At 53.3% G+C, this 22341-nt stretch carries 22 protein-coding genes; 9 read left to right on the top strand and 13 right to left on the bottom strand.

Annotated features, from left to right (window positions below):
* Positions 1-22: 22 nt before the first annotated feature.
* Positions 23-1315 carry a thiamine pyrophosphate-dependent enzyme gene (locus OEL83_00225; GenBank protein ID MDK9705445.1) on the bottom strand — a complete coding sequence of 431 codons (1293 nt, stop codon included), beginning with the start codon at positions 1313-1315 and terminating at the stop codon, positions 23-25.
* Entirely contained in the window at positions 1312-2430 is a 1119-nt protein-coding gene (locus OEL83_00220; GenBank protein ID MDK9705444.1) for a pyruvate flavodoxin/ferredoxin oxidoreductase, read from the bottom strand. Before OEL83_00220 ends, OEL83_00225 begins: the two co-directional genes overlap by 4 nt.
* 311 nt (positions 2431-2741) lie before the next feature.
* Between OEL83_00220 and OEL83_00215 the strand changes: the two genes are divergently transcribed.
* From OEL83_00215 to OEL83_00200, 4 genes are all read left to right on the top strand, one after another.
* Positions 2742-4190, top strand: a complete 1449-nt coding sequence (locus OEL83_00215) for an MBOAT family protein (GenBank protein MDK9705443.1) — start codon at positions 2742-2744, stop codon at positions 4188-4190.
* A gap of 3 nt (positions 4191-4193) precedes the next feature.
* Positions 4194-5351: a hypothetical protein gene (locus tag OEL83_00210; GenBank protein ID MDK9705442.1), complete on the top strand. Its 1158-nt coding sequence runs from the start codon at positions 4194-4196 to the stop codon at positions 5349-5351.
* An 8-nt stretch (positions 5352-5359) separates the two neighbouring features.
* Entirely contained in the window at positions 5360-6214 is an 855-nt protein-coding gene (locus tag OEL83_00205; GenBank protein ID MDK9705441.1) for a TatD family hydrolase, read from the top strand.
* Between the two features lie 159 nt (positions 6215-6373).
* On the top strand, positions 6374-7072 hold the full coding sequence (locus OEL83_00200; protein MDK9705440.1) for a tellurite resistance TerB family protein: 699 nt from the start codon (positions 6374-6376) through the stop codon (positions 7070-7072).
* A gap of 82 nt (positions 7073-7154) precedes the next feature.
* Here the strand turns inward: OEL83_00200 and OEL83_00195 are convergent, their stop codons facing one another.
* A complete protein-coding gene (locus OEL83_00195; GenBank protein MDK9705439.1) occupies positions 7155-7532 on the bottom strand; it encodes an AhpC/TSA family protein in 378 nt (125 codons plus the stop codon).
* An 18-nt stretch (positions 7533-7550) separates the two neighbouring features.
* Positions 7551-7694: a peroxiredoxin family protein gene (locus tag OEL83_00190; protein MDK9705438.1), complete on the bottom strand. Its 144-nt coding sequence runs from the start codon at positions 7692-7694 to the stop codon at positions 7551-7553.
* Between the two features lie 181 nt (positions 7695-7875).
* Between OEL83_00190 and OEL83_00185 the strand changes: the two genes are divergently transcribed.
* Entirely contained in the window at positions 7876-8802 is a 927-nt protein-coding gene (locus tag OEL83_00185; GenBank protein ID MDK9705437.1) for an AEC family transporter, read from the top strand.
* A 218-nt stretch (positions 8803-9020) separates the two neighbouring features.
* On the opposite strand, the gene OEL83_00180 is transcribed toward OEL83_00185, so the two are convergent.
* Positions 9021-9584 carry a YajG family lipoprotein gene (locus OEL83_00180; protein MDK9705436.1) on the bottom strand — a complete coding sequence of 188 codons (564 nt, stop codon included), beginning with the start codon at positions 9582-9584 and terminating at the stop codon, positions 9021-9023.
* Positions 9585-9726: 142 nt separating this feature from the next.
* Between OEL83_00180 and OEL83_00175 the strand changes: the two genes are divergently transcribed.
* The 3 genes from OEL83_00175 (at position 9727) to OEL83_00165 (ending at position 14409) form a co-directional block, all read left to right on the top strand.
* Positions 9727-10515 (top strand): fumarylacetoacetate hydrolase family protein, encoded by a 789-nt coding sequence (locus OEL83_00175; protein MDK9705435.1) that lies wholly within the window; start codon positions 9727-9729, stop codon positions 10513-10515.
* Positions 10516-10705: 190 nt separating this feature from the next.
* On the top strand, positions 10706-12973 hold the full coding sequence (locus OEL83_00170; GenBank protein MDK9705434.1) for a response regulator: 2268 nt from the start codon (positions 10706-10708) through the stop codon (positions 12971-12973).
* Between the two features lie 140 nt (positions 12974-13113).
* Positions 13114-14409: a tetratricopeptide repeat protein gene (locus OEL83_00165; protein MDK9705433.1), complete on the top strand. Its 1296-nt coding sequence runs from the start codon at positions 13114-13116 to the stop codon at positions 14407-14409.
* Positions 14410-14436: 27 nt separating this feature from the next.
* On the opposite strand, the gene OEL83_00160 is transcribed toward OEL83_00165, so the two are convergent.
* The 7 genes from OEL83_00160 to OEL83_00130 form a co-directional block, all read right to left on the bottom strand.
* Complete coding sequence (locus OEL83_00160; protein MDK9705432.1) at positions 14437-14700, bottom strand: hypothetical protein; 264 nt, start codon at positions 14698-14700, stop codon at positions 14437-14439.
* Between the two features lie 18 nt (positions 14701-14718).
* On the bottom strand, positions 14719-15270 hold the full coding sequence (locus OEL83_00155) for a 2-oxoacid:acceptor oxidoreductase family protein (GenBank protein ID MDK9705431.1): 552 nt from the start codon (positions 15268-15270) through the stop codon (positions 14719-14721).
* A complete protein-coding gene (locus OEL83_00150; protein ID MDK9705430.1) occupies positions 15267-16076 on the bottom strand; it encodes a 2-oxoacid:ferredoxin oxidoreductase subunit beta in 810 nt (269 codons plus the stop codon). The genes OEL83_00155 and OEL83_00150 overlap by 4 nt, the downstream gene beginning before the upstream one ends.
* A 2-nt stretch (positions 16077-16078) precedes the next feature.
* Positions 16079-17227, bottom strand: coding sequence for a 2-oxoacid:acceptor oxidoreductase subunit alpha (locus tag OEL83_00145; protein ID MDK9705429.1), 1149 nt, complete (start codon positions 17225-17227; stop codon positions 16079-16081).
* Positions 17217-17444, bottom strand: a complete 228-nt coding sequence (locus OEL83_00140) for a 4Fe-4S binding protein (GenBank protein ID MDK9705428.1) — start codon at positions 17442-17444, stop codon at positions 17217-17219. Before OEL83_00140 ends, OEL83_00145 begins: the two co-directional genes overlap by 11 nt.
* A gap of 60 nt (positions 17445-17504) precedes the next feature.
* A complete protein-coding gene (pruA, locus tag OEL83_00135) occupies positions 17505-19145 on the bottom strand; it encodes an L-glutamate gamma-semialdehyde dehydrogenase (GenBank protein ID MDK9705427.1) in 1641 nt (546 codons plus the stop codon).
* 104 nt (positions 19146-19249) lie between these two features.
* Positions 19250-20161: a proline dehydrogenase family protein gene (locus tag OEL83_00130; GenBank protein ID MDK9705426.1), complete on the bottom strand. Its 912-nt coding sequence runs from the start codon at positions 20159-20161 to the stop codon at positions 19250-19252.
* Between the two features lie 375 nt (positions 20162-20536).
* Between OEL83_00130 and OEL83_00125 the strand changes: the two genes are divergently transcribed.
* A complete protein-coding gene (locus OEL83_00125; protein ID MDK9705425.1) occupies positions 20537-21208 on the top strand; it encodes a GntR family transcriptional regulator in 672 nt (223 codons plus the stop codon).
* A 4-nt stretch (positions 21209-21212) separates the two neighbouring features.
* On the opposite strand, the gene hemW is transcribed toward OEL83_00125, so the two are convergent.
* Entirely contained in the window at positions 21213-22340 is a 1128-nt protein-coding gene (gene hemW / locus OEL83_00120) for a radical SAM family heme chaperone HemW (GenBank protein MDK9705424.1), read from the bottom strand.
* Position 22341 lies beyond the last annotated feature (1 nt).

Below are 22341 nucleotides of genomic sequence, written 5' to 3'. Positions count from 1 at the left end.
GCCCTTGGGGTATGATCTTAAATCACCGTTTATAGATCAACCCCACCACGGCCATGGCCTTGTCGAGCATTTTACCGTGATACCGAAGCGATAACCCGGCGATAAGCATCTCCCGGGTAAGAAGTCCCTCTCGGGCAACCACGGCAAGAGCCGCCTGGCCCCGCTCCGACGCCCCGATACCCAAACCGGCAAAGTCGACACTGACGACCCTTGCCCGGGTGTCCGGCAAGGGAAGGGCACTGTCTTTGACGACCAAGGCGTCTTCCGGAAGCGCGCCGAAGATCTCTTTTCTCCTCGCCACACCCTCGGCGGCGACGCAGACGACAACAGCCGGAATACCAATGCCCGTATAATCAATCGGTTGGTGATCCAGCACCACCTCGGCAATGGAATGGCCGCGCAGCACGGTGATCGGATAATCGTTTTTCTGGCTGACATGCAGGCCGCCGCTCATCCCGGCAAGGCAAAGGATTTCCCCGAGGGTATTGATGTACTGCCCTGCCGCCCCAAGGAGCAGCACCCCGCAACGCTTGCCAATGGGTGCCTCACCCACCACCGCAACGGACAAAGGTGGCGAAGCGGCGGGGGCGCTGCCCGCCAGGCGGCGATAATGGGCAGCATATTCTTCTCGCTCATTGGCGGCAACCGGCCCCGGCACCACCCCGCTGGCCTTGATATCATCTGCCATCTGCGCCAGGGTGAGTCGATTTTTCTTGGTATAGCGCCCTGGGCACAGGCCCCAGATATCTACCAGGGAAAACCCGGGATAGCGCATCGCCTGTACCAGCTCGTCCGCCAGGGTCTTGCCGGTGGCGAGGGTTCGCTGCACATAGGGGGCGCCTGCGGCCACAGCCACTCGGCAGATATCAAGAGGTGCCTCCAGCTCACCGAGAAAGCCCGAGGCGGTCCGGCCATCCGTCGGTGTGGTGGCGGAACACTGGCCGCCGGTCATGCCATAGTTAAAATTATTGAGTATAAGCAGAGTGATATCGAGGTTTCGCCGACAACTGCTGAGGACGTGGGCGCCGCCGATTCCCAGCCCGCCATCGCCCATGACGACGATAACCCGCAGCTCGGGCCTGGTCATTTTAATGCCGGTTGCATAGGTTAAGGCGCGACCGTGCAAACCATGCATGGCGTGGGTATTAAAAAAGGTGTCAAAGAGCCCGGAACAGCCGATATCACTGACAATTGCCACTTCCTGGCCGGTGAGGCCCTGCTTCTGCAGGGCCTGGTCAAGGGCGCGAACCACCGCTTCATGGCCGCAGCCCGGACAAAAGGCCGGAGGCCGCTGCCGGTTAAGTAAACTGGTCATGACATCACCTTTTCAACTATATCTTCAGGGCGTATCAGTTCGCCATTCATCCGGCCATAAAAGCTCACCGGCAGACCACCGGCCAGCCGTTCGATCTCGCGGACATACTGGCCAAGATTCATCTCGATGACGACGACCCTGCTTTTACCTTGCAGATGTCTGCGGATACAGGCTTCCGGCACCGGATAGAGGGTTTTGAGGATCAACAGGGCGACCTTATATCCCAAGCGCCGCAGCTCCCCTACCGCCCTTTTCGCAGCCCTGGCGGTCACTCCGTAGACCACCAGGAGGATGGAATCGTCGGCTGTGCCATCGTATTCATGGTAGCTAAAATCGCTGATCGCGCCAAGCAACTTTGCCTCCATCCGCAAGATCCCGGCCTCAATGGCTGCCGGGTCGGTGGTGATATAACCATCCTCACCATGGGTCGATGAGGTCTGCCGCGACAACTTCTCTCCACCTACCGGGAAAAAAGAGGGGACATTCCGGCCGGACAGGGGCGTAAAGGGGCCACCCGGAAATCCTTCCGGACACGTCAGTCGCTCTTCGAGGTTTGGCACAGGAAGACTGTCCAGATCGACGTTCTCGCGGGTCATGCCGATTTCCTTGTTCGAGGCGATAAACACCGGGCAGCGGTAACGTTCAGCGAGGTTGAAGGCGTCGATAGTGAGGAGAAAGCAATCCCGAACATCAACCGGAGCAAGGACGATGACCGGCATCCCGCCGCTGTTACCCCAACGGAGAAATTGAATGTCTCCGTCCGCCCCCTTGGTGGCCGAGCCGGTCGACGGCCCGAGCCGCTGAACATCGACGATCACCAGGGGAATCTCACCGCCGATGGCAAAGGAAATCTGCTCGCTGTACAGGCTGATTCCCGGACCCGAGGTGGCGGTCATGGCCTTTGCCCCGGCCATCGAAGCACCCAGGCAGAAACCGATGGAGGCGATCTCGTCCTCGCCCTGCATGCACACACCTCCAGCCGGCGGCAACAATTGCAACATCTGTTGGTAGATCGATGTCGCCGGGGTGATCGGATAGCCGGCAAAGAAACGGCAGCCGGCCGCCATTGCCCCCCGGGCTATCGCCTCATTGCCTTCGAGAAAACTCTGGGTCATTCCCTTTGCTCCTTGTTTATTGCTGCCTTCGCCTAGAGGACAAAGGTCCTGTTCAAGATCGCCACTTTTTAGTAATCCGCTTGTAACATAGCCGTTGGTTTGGAGAAACCATATGCAGAATGATCCAGTATTGGCAGCTGGATGCAAGAGAAAAAATATTGCGGAAACATTTTTGAGAAGGTAGTAGTCATTCGATCAAGTGCCCTGCTAGGGCAGGCGCTTTCACGGACCTCCGAAAAACCCCTGACATCTTAACGAATACGCCGTCCGGCATCATCGGTTTATTCTGCCGGGCAAATACCCTGCTGGTTATGGTTTTTTCATCAATTACCTTTCTCTTCTTCTTTCTGCCGCTGGTTCTCCTGGTATATCCCTTTGCCGGCGCCAGGATGCGCAATGGCATTCTGCTGGTAACCAGCCTGCTTTTCTACAGCTGGGGCGAAGGGCTATACCTCCTGGTCATGCTTGCCTCCATCGGCCTCAACTACCTCTGCGGCAGGCTGATCTTCCTCGGAAACGCCACAAAACCGTCGAAAATGCTTTTAGCGCTGGGCATCACCGGCAATCTCTGTCTTCTCGGGTATTTCAAGTACGCGCATTTCCTCACCGACAACGTCAACCTTCTGCTGACCCATGTACACCTGCCGACGGTTGACCTTACACCGGTTCATCTGCCGGTCGGCATCTCCTTTTTCACCTTCCAGGCGATAAGCTACATCGTCGATGTCTACCGGCGTGAGGTGCCACCCCAGAACAACATCATCTCGCTGAGCCTCTATATTGCCCTCTTCCCGCAACTGATCGCCGGACCGATCGTCCGCTATAACCAGATAGCCTTAGAACTCACCAACAGGCGGGTGACCACCAGTGATTTTGCAGCAGGAGCGGAGCGGTTCTTCTACGGCCTTGCCAAGAAGGTATTGCTCGCCAACCCCATGGCGGCTATTGCCGATCAGGTCTTTGCCCTGCCGGCTGCCGACCTTACTACGGGCCTCGCCTGGCTCGGAGCACTCTGCTATAGCCTGCAGATATATTTTGATTTCTCCGGCTATTCCGATATGGCGATTGGCCTCGGCAAGCTCTTCGGCTTCACCTTCCCCGAGAATTTCAATTATCCCTACCTCTCGGCCTCAATACGAGAATTCTGGAGACGCTGGCACATCAGCCTGTCCACCTGGCTCCGCGACTATATTTATATCCCACTGGGAGGAAACCGAAAATCACCGATGCGGACTCACATCAACCTTGTCCTGGTGTTTTTCCTCTGCGGCCTGTGGCATGGCGCCAGCTGGACTTTTATCGCCTGGGGCCTGTATCACGGCCTGTTCCTGGTCCTCGAAAGGGGCTGGTATGGCAAGGTGCAGTCGGGTTTATGGCTGCCACTCCGCCACATCCTTACCATGTTCCTGGTCATGATCGGCTGGGTTCTCTTTCGCTCGGAGACCCTGACCGCCGCCACCGGCTACCTGGCAACCATGTCTGGATTGACTGCAACCGCAGGCGGCCTGAGCCTTGGTATGATCCTTAACAACAAATCGACCTTCGAGCTCGGCTGTGCCATCCTCTTCGCCTTGCCGGTCTTTCCCTGGTTGCGGGGATATATGACCCGACTGGCAAAAGCTCCTCAGATGGCGGGCCGTACCTGGCTGCAGCACGGATTTTCTGCCGTCCATCTCGGCACCCTCGGCGTCCTTTCCTATCTGACCATCATCAGTTTGGCGGCGGGTGCCTACAATCCTTTCATCTATTTCCGGTTCTAGCAGATGAAGGCAACAGCCATTACCCACAGCTGGCACCAGAAAGGGATCATCCTACTCTTTCTTGCCGTGGTCTTTATCCCCGGCCTGAAAATGCTCTTTCTCCCGGAACCACGCTGGTCGGATGCTGAAAAAAGAGCGCTTGCCGATCCACCTCCCCTGCCAAGCTCGATTGCCGACCTGCCGGCCTTTATCCACAATCTGGAGAGTTTCCTCAGCGATAATTTCGGGTTTAGGGATTTTTTTATCAACCGCTATTACAAAGAGATACGGCATCGGTTCGGCATCTCCGGGGTTGACAAAACGGTTTTGCAGGGCCAGGAAGGATGGCTCTATTTTATCGCCGAAGACCAATTGCAGGACTACCAGGGGAAAGCCGTCCTCGGTGAGGAAAAATTGACCGCATGGATACACGCAGCCCAAAAAAAGCACCAGTGGTTGAAGGCAAGGGGCATTCAATACCTGCTGGTAATCGCACCCAACAAGCAGTCGATCTATCCGGAATTCATGCCGGGTTCCCTGTCACAACTGAATGGCGCCAGCCGTTTTCAACAGCTCCGCCAGCGACTGCAGAGCCAACCCCTGGAGTTTGTGGTGGACCTGCATACGCCAATGCTCTCCGCCAAGTCGCAGCATCAGTTGTTTCATAAAGCCGACACCCACTGGAATCATCGGGGGGCCTTTGTTGCCTATCTGGCTATAATCGGTTCCCTGCAGGAAAAATTCCCCAACAAGGAGTTTCGCCACGATTTTCACTTCGGCCAGGACAGGACCGAACGCTGCTCGGAGACGATAGGCTGCGACCTGGCCCTGATGGCGCGGAGCGACCTCGAGATCTCTGAAACCTATCCGGTGGTCGACGACGTCCACCTGTGCAGGTGGCCCTTTCCCGTATCCCAATTCGGCCTGACCAACATTGACACCAGCAAGGGTCAGTATCATTTTTCCAAGAGATGTCAGACAAAGCAGATGCGGGCGGTCATCTTCCGCGATTCCTTTATGAATGCCCTCGAACCTTTCCTTTCAGAGAACTTCAAGGAATCGATCTACCTGTGGAAACCCTACGACCAGCAAAATATGGAGGAGATCCTTTCTCGCTTCACCCCTGATCTCGTTATTGAAGAGGTGGTTGAACGGGATTTCTATAAGGTACCGACACGATAAGCGGTCGCATGGCAAGAGAAGCTCAGCGGTTTATTGGACAAATTATCGACGATTTCAAAAAGAGCAGTACCCAGGTGCAAAAAGGCCTCAGCATGGAACTCATCGACACCCATTGTCATATCGACATCTGCCAGTTTTCAAGCCGTTTCGAGCATTTAGTCTCCAATGCCAAAGGGGTGGGCGTGGGGAAAATGGTCATGCCGGGGGTTGACCGGGCGGGGTGGCAACGAATCATGCACCTAGCCAGTCAGGATGATGGCCTCCTCGCCGCTCCCGGCCTGCATCCCATGTACCTTGCCCACCATCGCCCCGAGCATCTGCAGGAGCTTGAGGGGTTGGTGGCCGGGGGTGGCCTTGTGGCAATCGGCGAGATAGGCCTTGACTACCATGTCCCGGGTCTTGATCGAAACGTCCAGCAGCAGCTCTTTGAGCGGCAGCTGCAGATTGCCGCCAGCGCAGGTCTGCCGGTTCTCCTCCATGTCCGCAAGGCCCACGACCAGGTCCTGGCAACGCTCAGAAGAAAGGCCTTCCGCCATGGCGGCATTGTCCATGCCTTCAACGGCAGCAAGCAACAGGCAGACCAGTTCATCCAGCTCGGCTTTCTCATCGCCATCTGCGGTACCATCACTTATGACCGCGCCAGACGGATCAGAAAAACCGCCACCGAACTGCCGCCTGAGGTTCTCGTGGTCGAGACCGATGCCCCCGACATACCCCTTGCCGGCCACCGCGACGAAGACAACCTGCCGGAACACCTCCCCGAGGTGGTTGCCGCACTGGCCGCTCTGAGGGGCGAAGGGCCGGAGGTCGTCGCCCGATACACCACGGCCAATGCCAAACGGATACTGCGGCTGCCGGACTAATTGCATAAAGGAGGAAAATGCCCTCGCTCTCGGCGACTCACGGCTCCAGCCTAATCGATTTGCCTTTCCGTTAAAGGTTGTTATAATCTTGTCGTCAAAACGAGGATACACAACACTGTGCGTCCTCCTTACCCACCTTTACCACAGGCCAAAAACACCATGTTCAACGCTGAACAACTATTGGGAAAAGTTCTAAGTGAGGTGATGGGATCAGGTCACTCCCACCATAAAAAAAAGAAGAGTTCCCTCCTAGGCAGCCTCGCCACCGGTGGCGGTTTGATGACCGCAATCGGCCTTGGAATAGGTGCCTATGAAATCCTGAAAGAAAAAAAACAGAGCCCGGCACCGCCCGCCAACCTCCCGGCCCAACCGCCGCCACCGCCATCCGCTCCCGCCTGGGGCGGTCCGGCCACACCACCACCGCCGCCGCAACCACCGCAGGTTTCACCGGCGATGGCGGAGCCGCAACCGGGTGCTTCAGTCGCTGTAGCTCCGGGGGGCGCCGGCGCAATGGACACCCAGGAACTGGCCATCCGGATGATCAGGGTAATGATTGCCGCCGCCCACGCCGACGGCACCTTTGATGAGGAAGAGGAAAAGGCCATCCTGGCGCGGTTGCGAACCACCGATCTCAGTCAGGAGGAACGGCTGTTCATTCTCGATGAGCTGCACCAGCCACGGTCGATTGCCGAGCTGACCGCCGGAATATCCGATCCCTCAATCGCTAAAACCATGTACATCCTGGCCACCAATGCCATCGCCATCGACAGCCCCGGCGAACGTGCCTGGCTCGATAATCTCGCCGCAGGGCTCTCGCTGAGCAAGGCGGTTCAGGATTTTATAGAGGAGCAACGCTGAACGAGCACTCTTCAGTCAAATACCGCTACGCCGGCCACAATCTGGGCTGGCGTAGCAGCGTCCCCATACCAAATGCTGCCGGCTACCCCTTCTCAACCACCTGGAAAATTGTTTCAATAGCCGGTCTATCTGCCGGCCCCCTACCAATATGGTGGAAACGCACCCACCCTTGCGGATCAATGAGCACATCTCCGCCGCGCTGGTGGATATCAGCTGCCGACGACTCGATTTTTCGCCCTTTCAACAAAAGCAGGAGATAGGCAAAGAGACTGCGCGGCCCCCAAAGATCCCAAAATCCCGCCTTCAGCATGCCGAAATGCCGATAGAGTTTCCTTTCATCACTATCTGAGCAATATGTAAACATCCCAGTGGCTTTCTGTTGCGGCACCTGAAAGGAGACAACCATCACCTTCATCCGCAAATCTTCTATGCGCTCCTTTTGTTGCCACAACTGTGACACATGCTCCCGGCAGGGCAGTCAAGAGAGGTGGCGGTGAAAGACCAACAACAGCCAGTCCCCCCGAAATTGCACAAGATTGATCTCGCGACCACTCTGATCTTTTACCGTCAGCGGCGGCAGCAGCTGCCCGACCCGGCTACCAGGCAAGGTTTCGAACATCATTGTCTTCCTCGGAAAGGGTTTTTATTGGGAACCGGTGGTAAACCTCACCGGTAAACCCATCCATTCTCCTGGATCCCGGTCAGCAAACCTGGAAAAATCTTGACATCTCCGCCCCACCAAAGCATATCTGACAGGTAAACGACCACAAGATAGGATCAAAAACCCTCAAATACCCACCAAAATGGAAGTACTTGTCACCATAGTACCAATCTTCGCCATTATTATTCTGGGATGGGTGGCGCGGCGGAGAGGCTTCATCACCGCGGAATTTCTCGAACCCGCAAACCGCTTGGTGTACTACCTCTCCCTCCCGGTACTGATCTTCAATTCAATTGCCAAAGCTAGATTTCACGAGCAATTTGATGCCCATGTACTCGCACTCACCCTGCTCGCCGCCGCACTTGTCTATCTGGTCAGCTACCTCCTCGCCAGGCTGACTAAAATGCCGCCGGCCCGCATCGGTCCCTTTGTCCAAGGCTCCGGCCACGGCAATCTCGGCTATATCGGTTTGCCCATCGCTCTGTACTATCTCGGCGAACCTGGTCTTGCGAAGGCCGGTATCATCAGCGGATTTCTCATGATTCTGCAAAATCTGCTGTCAGTTGTCGCCCTGCAAATGCACGACACCACCACCTCAAAACGGCCCGGAATTAAATCGTTTGCTAAAAAGCTGCTCGGCAATCCGGTAATTTTTGGTGCTATGGCCGGGGTGGTCGTCTCGTTCCTGGCTGTTCCTATTCCCCAAGTCATTCTCCGCTGTTTCGATATCTTGGGGGGCCTGGCTCCACCGACCGCCTTATTACTTATTGGGGCATCCTTGTCAGTCCAGCTCATCCGTACCCACCAACGCCCAGCCCTGGGCGCAGTCTGCCTGAAACTTGTGTTGCTGCCGGCAATAGGGCTGCTGCTCTTCAGCCTCTTTCACTTAGCCGCCACTGACTACCTTCCGGCGATAATTCTCCTCTGCTCACCGACCGCAACCGTTGCCTACGTCATGGCCAGAGAGATGCACGGAGACACTGAAGTTGCGGTTGCCACCATTTCGGCAAGCACCTTGTTGTCGTCAGCAACCTTCGTCTTCTGGCTGGCCCTCGTCGCTGCTTTATAGGCAGTTGAATCACCTTGTATGGCAATGCCAAAGGGCCAACTTTTTCTGTACCGATGCAACTCTCTACGCGACGGATGCCTTGCATATCGTCCCGATTTTCCACCGAATTCCCACTATGGTCGGGAGGTGGACCGGTTGACGAAAGATATCCTCATCGCCATGACCTCCCTTCTCGGCGGTCTTTCCTACCTGCAACTTACAGTTACACCACCAACTGCTTACTGTCGGGCAACGAGTGCTCGAATTTCCTCATCCTGAGTAATCTGCATCATGATATTGGCAAGCTGCTCGTTGAGCATTCTTTCCAGTTCCGGCAGACGTGGACGGGTTGCCGAATCGTTGTTAGCCTCTCTTTTAAAAATCTTGGTAAACACGGTACCACGGCTTTCTACCGTAAAGGCAATATGGGTTTTGGCATTGGCGGTATACAGCATTTTTTGGTGAGTTACCTGTACTGAGAGTTCGTTGATGACGAACTTGAGGTGCACCGGTGAAGAAGGCTGGATGTCGAGGCCCTGGTCACGAAATCCGTCGGCGAGCCTTGCCGAGATAAGAATCGGCGGGGTATCGGCGTTGGCGAGACGGGTGGCCGGATCGTCGCTGTGATAGATTATAACCTCCGAAGACTTTCGTGCATCCTGTCCGCTGATAACGGCCGTTGACCCACTCCTATAGATGCCGGGTGGCTGCTCACCAAGAAATGGATTGAGGTTGGCGATCACCGGTTGCTTCGCACATCCGGCGAGCAGCAAAAGACATACGAGAAGTAATATTCTTTTCATGGTATTCTCACTCTTGGAGTTAATGATTGCGATACCCAGCATCCACAGTGGACAAGCTGATATCCTTAAATTTCTTTCTCCTTGGCATGGTATATCATCCGCAAAAGGGAGACAATGCCTGTTTCGCCCTTGGACGGTTGCATTGAAAAAAATATCCGCCACCGCCGCTGGCAAAGACGTAAACCGGCCAACACATATCAGAGGTCATCATCCCATGAAAATTTCCCTGCCCATGGCCAATGGCGGCGAGTACCTGGTTAATCCCAGCAAGATCGTCGCCCTCGGCCTGAACTATCTCGAACATATCAAGGAAAGTCAATCGGTCGACGTACAAAATTTTGCCAATGAAATCCCCAAAGAACCGGTGCTCTTTCCAAAAACCCCGAACGTCCTTATCGGACCCGGCGAGCCGATTATCTTACCGGCATTCGTTCTTACCTACGGCTTTCCCAATTGTCGAACCGATCATGAAGCAGAACTGGCTATAATCGTCAAGGATCGCGTAAAAAACCTCAGGGCAGACGAAGCCATGGGGCACATCCTCGGTTTTACCTGCTTCAACGACATTAGCCAGCGCAACCTCCAGAAAAATGATAAATCGGGTTGGTACCGTGGCAAATCCCTGGATACCTTCGGCCCGATAGGGCCGATTATCGTTCCACCGGAACATATCGGCAATCCACAGAATCTCGAAATAATCTGCCGAGTGAACGGCAAGGTCACCCAACATTCCAACACCCGCCACATGATCTTTAAGATTCCGGAAATTCTTGCCTTTGTCTCGAGAAACTTTACCCTTGAACCGGGCGACATCATCATCACCGGCACACCCAGCGGCGTAAGCCCTCTCAATGATGGAGATATGGTGGAGGTGGAGATTGAAAATATCGGCATCTTGCGCAACCCAGTGCAATCTGAGCCAAGGTCTTGATTTTCTTCACGCCACCGCTCATTCGTTAATTGGAGGAATTCACCGGCACGGGGATGTACGGCTTTTTCGAGAAAATGCCGGCGGTACCTTCCATCTCAGGTGGTATTTCTGCTATGATGATGCCATGGTAGGATTCTCGCTATCCGGGCGAACTCCTCGAAACCATTCCAAAGGGTAGTGTTGTAAGGTTATGGGTATTTCCGAAAAGCGTCAGCATTCTCTTCCGACACAGTCGATTCTCGATCTTGTCAAAGAGCTCACCGTCGGCCAACGTACAGCTAACACTCTGGAAGAACTCGCAATATTTCTCCATAGCAGTATTTTCCCAAAACTTGGCCCGTTCTCAATCGAGATCTACTGTCCGGATCAATCTACTGCCAACTACCTGCCCCTTGAAAGTAACAACAATAAAGTGAGGCATGCGGGCTGGAATGTGCCGCAGCGTATTCCAGCGAATCACCAGCTCATTGCCGATATACGTAACTCCGCCTGCCCATTGGCATTGAATAACGACTCATCCTCACCGGAATTTCTGGCTGCCACCGGCAATGCCAGCCACCTCATTGCTCCAATCCGGGATGGCTGGGATATCTTCGGACTCCTTTATCTAGGCAGTGGCGAATCCGATTCATTTTCAGCCCTGTATCTTGGTGCCATTGAGACCTTGGCTGCAATTATCGGCTCCCGGCTGAAAAGCATGAGTACCATCCTGCAGCTGAAGGAATCGATGCACGCCCTGGAATACTCCGAGCGACTACGCACCGCCCTCTACGAGATCAACGATCAGGCGCATCACGCCAAAGATATCAATGACCTGTACGCCAACCTGCACCAAATTGTCGGACGCCTCATTCACGCCAAAAACTTTTATATCGCCTTGGTCGAAAACCGTAAGGATGGCCAATATATTACTTTTCCCTACTTTGCCGACAGCCAGGCGCCCCAGATTCAGGGAATGGCCGTGCAACTTGGTGAGGAAGACCGGCCGATATGCGGCTACCTCCTCAAAACCGGCCAGCCCTTACTCCTGACTCCCGAAAATTTCCAAAGGATCTGCCAGGAGGAACATATCAGCCACATCGGGCAACGCCCCCATTCATGGCTGGGCGCCCCCTTTTACCTCGATGACCTGGCCGGTGCAGTCGCGGTGCAGAGCTATAATCAGATCGTCTACACTGAAAAAGACAAGGAACTGATGGCCTATGTGGCGCGGCACCTCGGTGATGCCCTCAAACGAAAACGGGCGGTCGATGCCCTGGAACAGGCTAAGAACCGGGCGGAAGTGGCTGAAAAAAACAAGAGCGCCTTCCTTGCTAACATGAGCCACGAAATCCGCACACCGATGAACGGCATCATCGGTCTGACGGAACTTGTCCTTAAATCAGATATCGCCGGCTTCCAGCGCGTCTATTTGGAGATGGTGCATTCGTCGGCGGAACGCCTGTTGAAATTGATCAACGATATTCTCGATTTTTCGAAAATCGAGGCAGGCAAACTCGAACTGGATATCAGCCCGTTCAGCCTGCGCTGCACTATTGCCGACGCCCTTGAGATCCTCGCAATCAGCGCCGCCAAGAAGAACATTGCCATGGACGTCGAATGTGACGACGCTATTCCCGATCAGTTATTGGGCGACCCCGGCAAACTCCATCAAATTCTCATTAACTTGGTGGGCAATGCCATTAAATTTACCCATCAGGGGGGAGTCACCCTGGCTGTCCGTCACCTTGCCACCCACCCTGGGATAAATCCGCAGGTCGAACTTCGTTTTCTTGTTACAGATACCGGCATCGGCATTCCAGAACGGGAAATTGCTAATGTTTTTAAGGCTTTCAGTCAGCTTGGCACGACCCGGGACTCGAACCACCCCGGCACCGGACTCGGTTTGGTAATTGCGGCGCAATTGGTTGAAATGATGGGTGGGAAGATCTCGGTAAAAAGTAGCCCGGGCGAGGGGACGACATTTTACTTTACAGTCCGCCTCCCAGTCGCCCCGCCAGACACCAAAGCTGCCACCATCTGCGGCAAAACTGCATCGCCTGCAGCCAATATGACGGAAAAAGCACGACGATCGCTGCAAATCCTCCTCGTTGAAGATGAGTACATCAATCAAACACTTGCAGTAACCGTCCTGGAGCGGGAGGGCTGGGTTGTTACCGTAGCTGAAAACGGTAATCAGGCCCTCGACCGTCTGAAAAAGCAAGCCTTCGACCTCATCCTTATGGATGTCCAGATGCCGGAATTAAACGGCTATGAAACCACCCGCGCCATTCGCCAGGAGGAACTGAAAACCGGCCACCACCTGCCGATCATCGCCATGACTGCCTACGCAGTTAAAGGCGACCGGGAAAAATGTCTCGCGGCCGGGATGGATGGCTACATCTCCAAACCGATTCGCCGCGACCTGCTGCGTCAAGAAATCGAAACAGTTCTGCTCCGCCAGGAACACCCCTCCTGATTACTTAAGACGTTTCGCTCAGCACGGCTGTCTCCCTTTGAAGCCCGCCCATACAACGGTTCTCCTGGACCTTGGCAACTCCGTCGGTCCATGGTACTCTTTCTTTTTTCAATCAAATCCACAGCGAGAGGTGCCATTCCATGCAGGATCTACAAAGACTTTTTGCCGAAGCGGTTGTCCTCCATCAAGGCAAGCAGCTTGTTGAAGCGGAAAGACTGTATCTGCAGGTGCATCGTTTGTTGCCGGATAACATCAACGTTCTTACCAACCTGGCCATCGTCTGCCGCGATCTCGGGAAACTTGATGCAGCCGAGGCCTACTGCCGACAAACCCTTGCCACAGCACCCGATGATCCAGCCCAGCACCTTAATCTCGGGGCTGTCCTTGAGGCGGGAAATGATCCAGCCAAGGCAAGGGCCGCCTACGAAAAAGCTTTGGAACTTGCCCCGGACCATCCAAAAATCTTAAATAATCTTGGGAAACTACTCCATCAAGAAGGTTTTACGGAAAAAGGCCTGGAACTGATCGAAAAAGCCATCCGGATTGAACCAAACTACCCTCTGGCCCTCAATAACCTCGGGGTCATCCTGAGCGAACGAGGCGATCTCGCCCTGGCTGGCAAGTATCTGCAAAAAAGTGCCGATCTTGATCCCGGAAACGTCAGTACCCTCTATAACTTGGCCGGGCTGTATAACGCTCAAAACGATTTTAATGCAGCCGTAACCATCCTTGACCGACTCCTGGCTATCGATCCAGGGCACCAGCCGGCGCAACATATGCGGGCAGCCCTTTCAGGAACCACGCCAACATCGGCACCACGGCAATATGTGGAAGAAATCTTTGATAAATACGCCCATCGCTTTGACAAGCATCTGGAAAAAACACTCGGGTACACGGCACCCAAGGCCCTGGCGGCGATGGTCCGCGAGACCATTCCGGCGGCCCTGCCTTTTGCCGCCGTGCTCGATCTCGGCTGCGGCACTGGACTTTCCGGGGCGTCTTTTAAGGAGATGAGCAGGCGCTTGGTGGGCGTCGATGTTTCCGGGCAAATGCTTGCCAAGGCCGCCGGAAAAAATCTCTATGATCGTCTTGAACAGGAAGAAATTCTGTCCTTTCTGGAGCGGGACAAAGAAACATATGATCTCTTTATCGCAGCAGATGTCCTGGTGTATTTGGGCGACCCCAAACCCTTGTTCCCGATGCTTGCCGCCAGGTCAACCGCCGGTGCAGTGGTTGCCTGTTCCATTGAACGTGCGCAACAAACCGACAGCTATCAGCTTCACCCATCAGGACGCTACGCCCACAATCCACTCTACCTGGAGCAATGTGCTGCCGACGGGGGGTTTGCCGTACTCAGCCATCAGGCCCATCAAATCCGCAAGGAAAACGGGCAATGGCTGGATGGTGATCTGTATCTCTTGAGAAAAAATAGTTAAATAATTACAGCTGGTTCGTGGTTATGCTCAGCATAACCCCCATATTCCGTAGTTGGGACCAAAGAGCTGCCAATTTTTGGTGTTCTGGACCTCAAACCATTCCTTGAAGCGAAGATCGGTCCGAGTACCAACATAGGGAAAAGACAGATAAAAGCGGGCTGTCCCCTGCCGGTCCGGTTTCCGGCTGAGACGCATATTGGGATAATTGGCCTGAACCATGGCGAGGAGGGCAATTGCCTCCTCGCATTCGGCCAATGGTATTGTCAGGGTAAAATTGTATTCCTCTTTCACGGCACGCGCTCCCGGCAATTACCGGTGAAATTGCGCCCCCAGCACCAGGCCAAGGTCAAAGGCCCGATTGTTCATGGTCAAGAAATCCTTGGGAACCCGGTCGGCAACCGCCGCCATGACCGATTGCGGCTGCAAGATCTCGGTTATGCCAATAAGGGCGCCGAGGACACAGATGTTGAATACCACCGGTTTACCTATCTTTTCCATAACCGCCTCGTACATCGCCAGCTCAATTTGTTTGGCATCCACCTTGCGGGTTGTTTGCACAAAGCGTTTGTCGGTCAATAAGGTGCCACCCGGCCGAATAATTGATGAATAGGTGTTATAGGCCTCCTGGGTTAAACACACCAGGATGTTCGGCTGGCTCACCTCGGGAAAGTTGATTTCCTGCTCGGAGATGATGATATCGCTGCGCGTTGCCCCACCCCTCGCCGCTGCGCCGTAGCTCTGCGCCTGGGTGGCATTTAAACCTTCATAGATGACTGCGGCCTCAGCGAGAATAATGGCCGCGGTAATCACTCCTTGCCCGCCTGAGCCTGAGAAAACCATGCGTACCCTGCTGTTCATCATGATGCCTTCTCCTTCATTGCCATGGCAATAATCTTGTCATACTCTTCGCAGTACTCAGGTCGCTCCTTTTCGACGAAAATACCGCGGGGAATAAGGCCCGGCCGTTCCTCCAATGCCTTAGAGCCAAGTTTGGCCGTGTTGTCTTTGTAAAGCCCCAGCATGCTGACGGCATCGCCCTCCTTGTTTTTCCGGCCAAAATGGGTCGGGCACTGGGACAGTATCTCAACCACCGAAAAACCTTTATGGAGAATGGCTTTGGTCAACATCTCGGTGCATTCCTTGGCATGAAAGGCGGTGGAGCGGGCGACAAAGGATGCCCCCGCTGCCTTGGCCAATTCGACCACATCGAAACTGCTGTCAATGGTCCGGTACGGTGCGGTAGTCGCCTTTACCCCCGGTCCGGAAAGTGGAGAAAACTGGCCGCCGGTCATCCCGTAAATCCGGTTGTTCATGACGATGGCGGTTATATCAATATTGCGGCGTGCCGCGTGGATGAAGTGATTGCCGCCAATGGCCAGGGCATCGCCGTCACCCATGGGTACCAGAACCTTCAAATGCGGCCGGCTCAACTTGACTCCGGTAGCAAAGGTCAGAGCCCTGCCATGCAGGGTATGCAGGGAGTGAAAATCGACATAGCCGGAAATTCTCGCCGAACAGCCGATTCCCGAGACCATGACGATCTCGTTTTTATTGAGCTGCAGGTCTTCAACGGCTCGAGCAAGAGAGTTGAGGATGGTTCCGTGGCCACAGCCCGGGCACCACATATGGGGGAAAAACCGTTCCCGTAAATAATCTTTCACTGCCATGTTTATACTCCCCTCCCCTGGATAACCCGAAGGAGTTGTTTGATGTCCGAGGGGGTAATGAGCTTCCCGTCGATCCGATTGGCAAGAAACACCCTGTCAGGGTTTTTAACTGCTGCCTTAACCTGTGTCAAAACCTGGCCCATGTTCATTTCCACGACAAGCACGGCCTTGGCATCAGAACACTTTTCCTTTACCAGCTCGACTGGGAATGGCCAAATGGACTGGAGCTCAAGCACCCCAATCTTTTCCCCCTTATTCCGCCTGTTTTTCGCCAGGTGAATGGCCGATCTGGCGGACGAACCATAGGACACCAGGATATACTCCGCACCCTCCAGAAAGTGTTCCTTGTGGCGGGTAATGGCGTGAACGTTTTTCTCTATCTTGTCCACAAGATGATGCAGCAACTCGTTGACAATTTGCGGATTATTGGAGGGAAACCCCCACATATCGTGGAACAGTCCGGTAACATTATAGCGGTGTTCGCCACCAAAATCAGACATCGGCAGGCGTCCGTCTTCGCGGGGAAGGTAGGGGTGGTAATCGACGTCCTTGGCCACGGAGGTCCGCAACCGATCGACGATATCCAGCTCACCTTTCTCGGGAAGGATCAGCTTCTCACGCATATGACCGATAACCTCGTCGAAGAGGAGAATAACCGGGGTACGATAGGTTTCCGCCATATTAAAGGCATCAACAGTCATCCGGAAGACATCCTGATGGTTGGATGCGGTAAGGGCAATGATCGAGTGGTCGCCGTGGGTGCCCCAGCGGGCCTGGTTGATATCGCCCTGGCTTACATGGGTGGGATTGCCGGTAGACGGCCCACCTCTCTGTATATTAGCAATAACACAGGGAATTTCCGCCATGCAGGCATAACCGATTGCTTCCTGTTTCAGGGAAAATCCGGGACCGCTGGTGGCCGTCATAACCTTTTTGCCGGTAAGAGATGCCCCGATAATGGCACACATCGAGGCAATTTCGTCCTCCATCTGGATAAACTTGCCGCCAATCTCCGGAAGACGCTCTGAAAGGTGCTCGGCAATCTCTGTCGAAGGGGTTATTGGATATCCCGCAAAAAACTCGAGCCCGGCATAAAGTGCCCCTTCCACGCAGGCTTCATTTCCCTGCACAAATCGAATATTATTTGGCATTTTCATCCCCCTCCTCGTCGATCAACACCTCAATGGCGAGATCCGGACAGCGGAGTTCGCACATTCGACAACATATGCAGTCATCCGGCCGAACCACCACCGATTTATCCGACCCGTCCAATTCGAGGACCTTTTTTGGACATAAATGCACGCAGATACCACAACCCTTGCACCAGTCCCGGTTGATCACAATTGTCTTCAGCTTCAGTTTGGCCATACGTCCCTCGTACTCATGTTGTTTTGCCAACAACCAACTGGTTTTCAGTCTTCCCGTGTACTACTCTGCCGCCATAAAAGGATACGAAAATTCAACAGGAGAAACAAATGTTTCTTTTATCGTCCGGGTTGAAACCCAACGCATCAGATTGGCCATGGAACCCGCCTTATCATTGGTCCCGGAGGCTCTGCCGCCGCCAAAGGGCTGCTGGCCTACCACCGCACCGGTCGGTTTATCGTTGATATAAAAGTTACCCGCGGCATGCTCCAGTCGAGCCATCGCCAGACTCACCGCCGCCCGCTCCTGGGCAAAAATGGCCCCTGTAAGGCCATAGGCTGAAGAGCTGTTACAGAGTTCCAGGGTCTCGGCAAATTGCTGATCTTCGTACACATACACTGTCAATACCGGCCCAAAGATCTCTTCAATCATGGTTTTGAAATGTGGGTCGGACGCCAAGATTACCGTTGGCTCGATGAAATAGCCAATGCTTTTGTCACATTTGCCGCCAATAAGGATCTCCCCTCCCGGATTTTTGCCCGCGTAGTCGATATATCCGGCAATGGTATCAAAGGCCCCTTCATCAATCACCGCTCCGACAAAGTTGCGGAAATCGGTTGGCGGCCCCATCTTGATCCGGGCCATCTCCGTCCGTACCCCGGCCTCAACCGCCGGCCAGAGCGAGCGGGGGATGTAGGCCCGGCTGGCTGCAGAACATTTCTGGCCTTGGTATTCAAAAGCCCCTCGGACCATGGCAGTTACCAGCGGCTGGACAGCAGCGCTACTGTGGGCGAAGATGAAATCCTTGCCACCGGTTTCACCGACAATACGTGGGTACGACCGGTATTTACCGATATTTTCGCCAATAGTCCGCCACATCTGGTGAAACACCCGGGTCGAGCCGGTAAAATGGACTCCCGCGAGGTTTGGATCGGTGAGGCATATGTCCCCGACCGTCGCCCCTGAGCCTGGGACAAAATTGATCACGCCCGGCGGCAGGCCGGCCTCTTCAAGAATCCCCATAATGAGATACGGCGTATATACCAGGGAAGATGCCGGTTTCCAGACCACGGTATTGCCCATGATTGCCGGGGCGGTTGGCAGGTTTCCAGCAATTGCGGTAAAGTTGAAGGGTGTTACCGCAAAAACAAACCCTTCCAGCGGCCGATGCTGGGTGTAATTCCACACTCCCGCCGAGGACTCAGGTTGCTTCTCGTAGATCTCCTGGGCATAGCTGACATTGAAGCGGAGAAAATCTATAAACTCACAGGCCGCGTCGATCTCCGCTTGAAAGGCGTTCTTCCCACCGGCCAGCATAGCACCGGCATTGATCAAAGCCCTGTATTTGCTCGACAAAAGCTCGGCGGCCTTTAAAAAGATCGCGCAGCGCTCTTCCCAACGGAAGGCCTGCCACATACCCTGGGCCGCCACCGCCGTATCAATCGCAAGTCGTACCTCTTCCGGCCCGGCCTGGTGATATGTGGCCAGAACATGCTGGTGGTCATGCGGCATGACTGCTTTACCTAACCGGCCGGTTTTAATCTCTTTTCCGCCAATGATGAGCGGTATCTCCAACTGTTTGCCGGCAGCATCGGCCAGGGCCTTTTTTAAGGTAGCACGTTCCTGGCTGCCAGGGGCATAACTGTAGATCGGTTCATTGACCGGTTTCGGGATATTGATAACTGCATTATTAAGAAGATTCATAACTGCCTTTCCTCCTGTGGAAATCAAAGCACGGAAATATATCGTGAAGGTATCTATGCCCTTCGCATGAACACTCGACGGGTACTACACAAAGCCCAGGCAATTTATCCCTTCACAAAAAGGGCCTTGAGAATTACCCCCGCCATCTTCGGGTTTTCTTTCAATCTTCTGGTGCTATAGCCGAACCACTGTTTACCGAAGGGGACATAAACGCGCATGCGGTGACCTTTGTCGACAATCGATTGACGCAGAGAAGGCGTTACGCCATAAAGCATTTGAAACTCGTACGCGTCTCGGGGAACTTGATATTTCTCAATGAGGGCATACGCCGCATTGATTATCTGTACATCATGGGTAGCGATGGCCGGATACATTTTTTGTTGAAACATATACTCAAGGTCATTTATAAACGCCTGATTAATCTCAGCATATCCTTTATAGACGAGTGTCTCGGGTTCAACATAAATGCCCTTGCAGACCCTGAGGTTGACAGGAGATTCTATCGAGTGAATGTCATTTAGATTTTTGATATCGTTAAGCGTTCTTTTTAAATATGCTTGAACGACTAAGCCGACGTTCGCTGGAAACTCCGCCTTGAGTTTTTTATAGAGTTCGATCTCCATGTCGGTACATGGCGAATCCTCCATATCAATGCGGACAAAGTTGCCAAATGACGCAGCCTTGGCTACGACCTCACGGATATGACCATAGGCGACGTTCTTATCGAGCAGTAAGCCAAAAAAGGTAGGTTTCAGAGAATAATTGCCATTCACGCCCGCCTTTTCAGCTTCTTCAATGACCTCCAGATACTCCCTTTTATTGGCTTCTGCCTCATCCAACGTGGTAATAAATTCCCCCAGAACATCAATGGTGGTCATTATGCCCTGAGAATTCAGCTTTTTGGCATTTTCAATTGCCTCAACGAGGGTTTCCCCGGCTATGTACTCCTTGGAAAACATCCACACAAACTTCTTTGGCAGATAAGGGAGAAGACCGGCAATTATGGTGTTAATCATGGTGCTACCTTTTACTAAGTGGATTGTGAAGTTAACCATTCATGGAAACAAGCACTGGCAGTTGAGGCACTAAGATGATAGCTTTCTCAATCCAACCGACGACGACAGATGGAATGGCGTTCCACTGTCAATACGGGTCAGGATTTGACCGGCAACCCTATAGTGTATCCAATTATGCCAGAAAGGTTTTTGAATGGCAAATCGCCCTGTTTGGGCACAAAATTCTTATTGAGAGTTATTGTATACAATTATTGGACACAATATTAGTACGTCATTTACAGCTGGTATGTCAACATTTTTTGTGTATAGTGGATGTATCCAACTGATCGGTTTTTGTCCTGGAAAATCTTCAACCCACTTAAACAGTTGATTAATATGGCCCAATCCAAAAAAACCAATTCGGAAGATGCCGTTTATCGCAAGCTGAAAACGGCTATTCGTAAGCGATATATAAAACAGGGTAGCCAGCTGGTGGAGATATCCCTTGCCCAACAGCTCGGAGTAAGCAGAACTCCAGTAAGAAGTGCCATCAAGCGCCTCGAGGCCGAAGGTTTGGTCAACAGTATTCCCAACCGGGGAGCCTTTGTCATTACACCGACACGGCGTGAGATCGAGGAAACCTTTCTAGTCCGAGCGCAACTTGAAATAATGGCAGCCCGCCTTACCGCTACGCGTATCACAGGAAAGCAACTTGAAGAACTCCGCGAGCTCATTGTTATCGAAACAAAGGTCTTTGATGAAAGTAATCTTGATGAATATTATACGGCAAACGACAACCTCCACCTCAAGATTGCCGAGCTGAGCGGAAACCGTGTCCTCTATTCGTATATCAAAGAGCTCCTTGATAGAACACGAATATTTCTAATTCTTTATGATCCCTTCTACAAACTTGAGTATAAGCCGACCTCCGAACACGAGTCGATTATTACCGCTCTTGCTGCCGGCGATGCAATTGGAGCTGCGATTGCCATTGAGACACACATAAACAGTTCCATCAATGGCCTCGAGTCGGCAGGCAACATGCCTGAAGATTATCTCTCGATTTAAAAGGCTACACCAGCTCCGCCATAACCCAATTGGCGAGAGATCGACCCTTGGCCGTAAGCTTCAATGAATGCGCCGTAAGCTCGACAAGTTCCATCTCTAAAAGCCTTGTGAGGATCCCACCATAATATTCAACGAGGTCGATACGATAGCGATCTGCCAGCTGTTGCAGCGCCACCCCTGGCGTCATCCGTAGCCCCAGGATCACTGATTCCCGAAATGATGCCTCAAGGGGCAAACACTCCCGCTCAATTATCACCGATTCTCCTGCCTGGATCCGTCGAATGTAATCTTTGGGATTAGCAACACGCCTCTCCCGGACGCCGTTGATGCAGCTGACCGCAGCAGCCCCAGCTGCAAGATAATTACCGTTTTGCCAGTAGATTATATTATGGGCACATTCAAATCCGGGAAGAGCAAAGTTGGAGATCTCGTACTGCTTGATCCCCGCATCGGCACACAGACGATAGGTAATCTCATCCATCAGCAGAATTTCGTCTTCGTCCGGCAAGGTAATCTGCCCTGTCTGCGAAGCGTGATGGAATGGTGTCCCATCCTCAATGGTCAATTGGTACAGAGACAAGTGCTGGGGTCCAAGCGAGATGGCCTCGGTCAGCGTGCTCCTCCATGATTCGGCAGTTTGTCCCGGAAGGCCGTACATGAGATCCAGGCTGATGTTTTCACAACCAGCTGTTTTTATCGCTGCAAATGCTGTATGCGCCATGTAACTGTCATGAATTCTTCCGAGAACCTGCAGTTCATGGTCGTTAAAGGTCTGTACCCCAAGAGAGATGCGATTTACTCCTGCGGCTAAGAGGTGTGCAATATAATGCGCATCAACGGTCCCGGGATTTGTTTCAACAGTAATTTCTGCATCTGGCAGTAAATGAAAATTCTTCAAACAATCATCAATGAGCTCTTCCAGGAGGGCGACGGGAAGGATACTCGGTGTGCCTCCTCCTATAAAAACTGTACTCAATTGCCTTTTGGTATTTTCAAAGGTGTATCCTGTAAGTTCTTTCTGCACTGCAGCAACGTATGAGGAGAACAGCCCAACGCCATTCACGCTTGAGCTAAAGGAACAGTAGTAGCATTTTTTTTGACAGAAAGGGATATGGATATAGAGAGAACACATC

The sequence above is a fragment of the Desulforhopalus sp. genome (assembly GCA_030247675.1).
Taxonomy (GTDB): Bacteria; Desulfobacterota; Desulfobulbia; order Desulfobulbales; family Desulfocapsaceae; genus Desulforhopalus_A.
The sequence above is the reverse complement of the archived record's forward strand: the minus strand, read 5'-3'. Positions and strand labels throughout refer to the sequence as shown.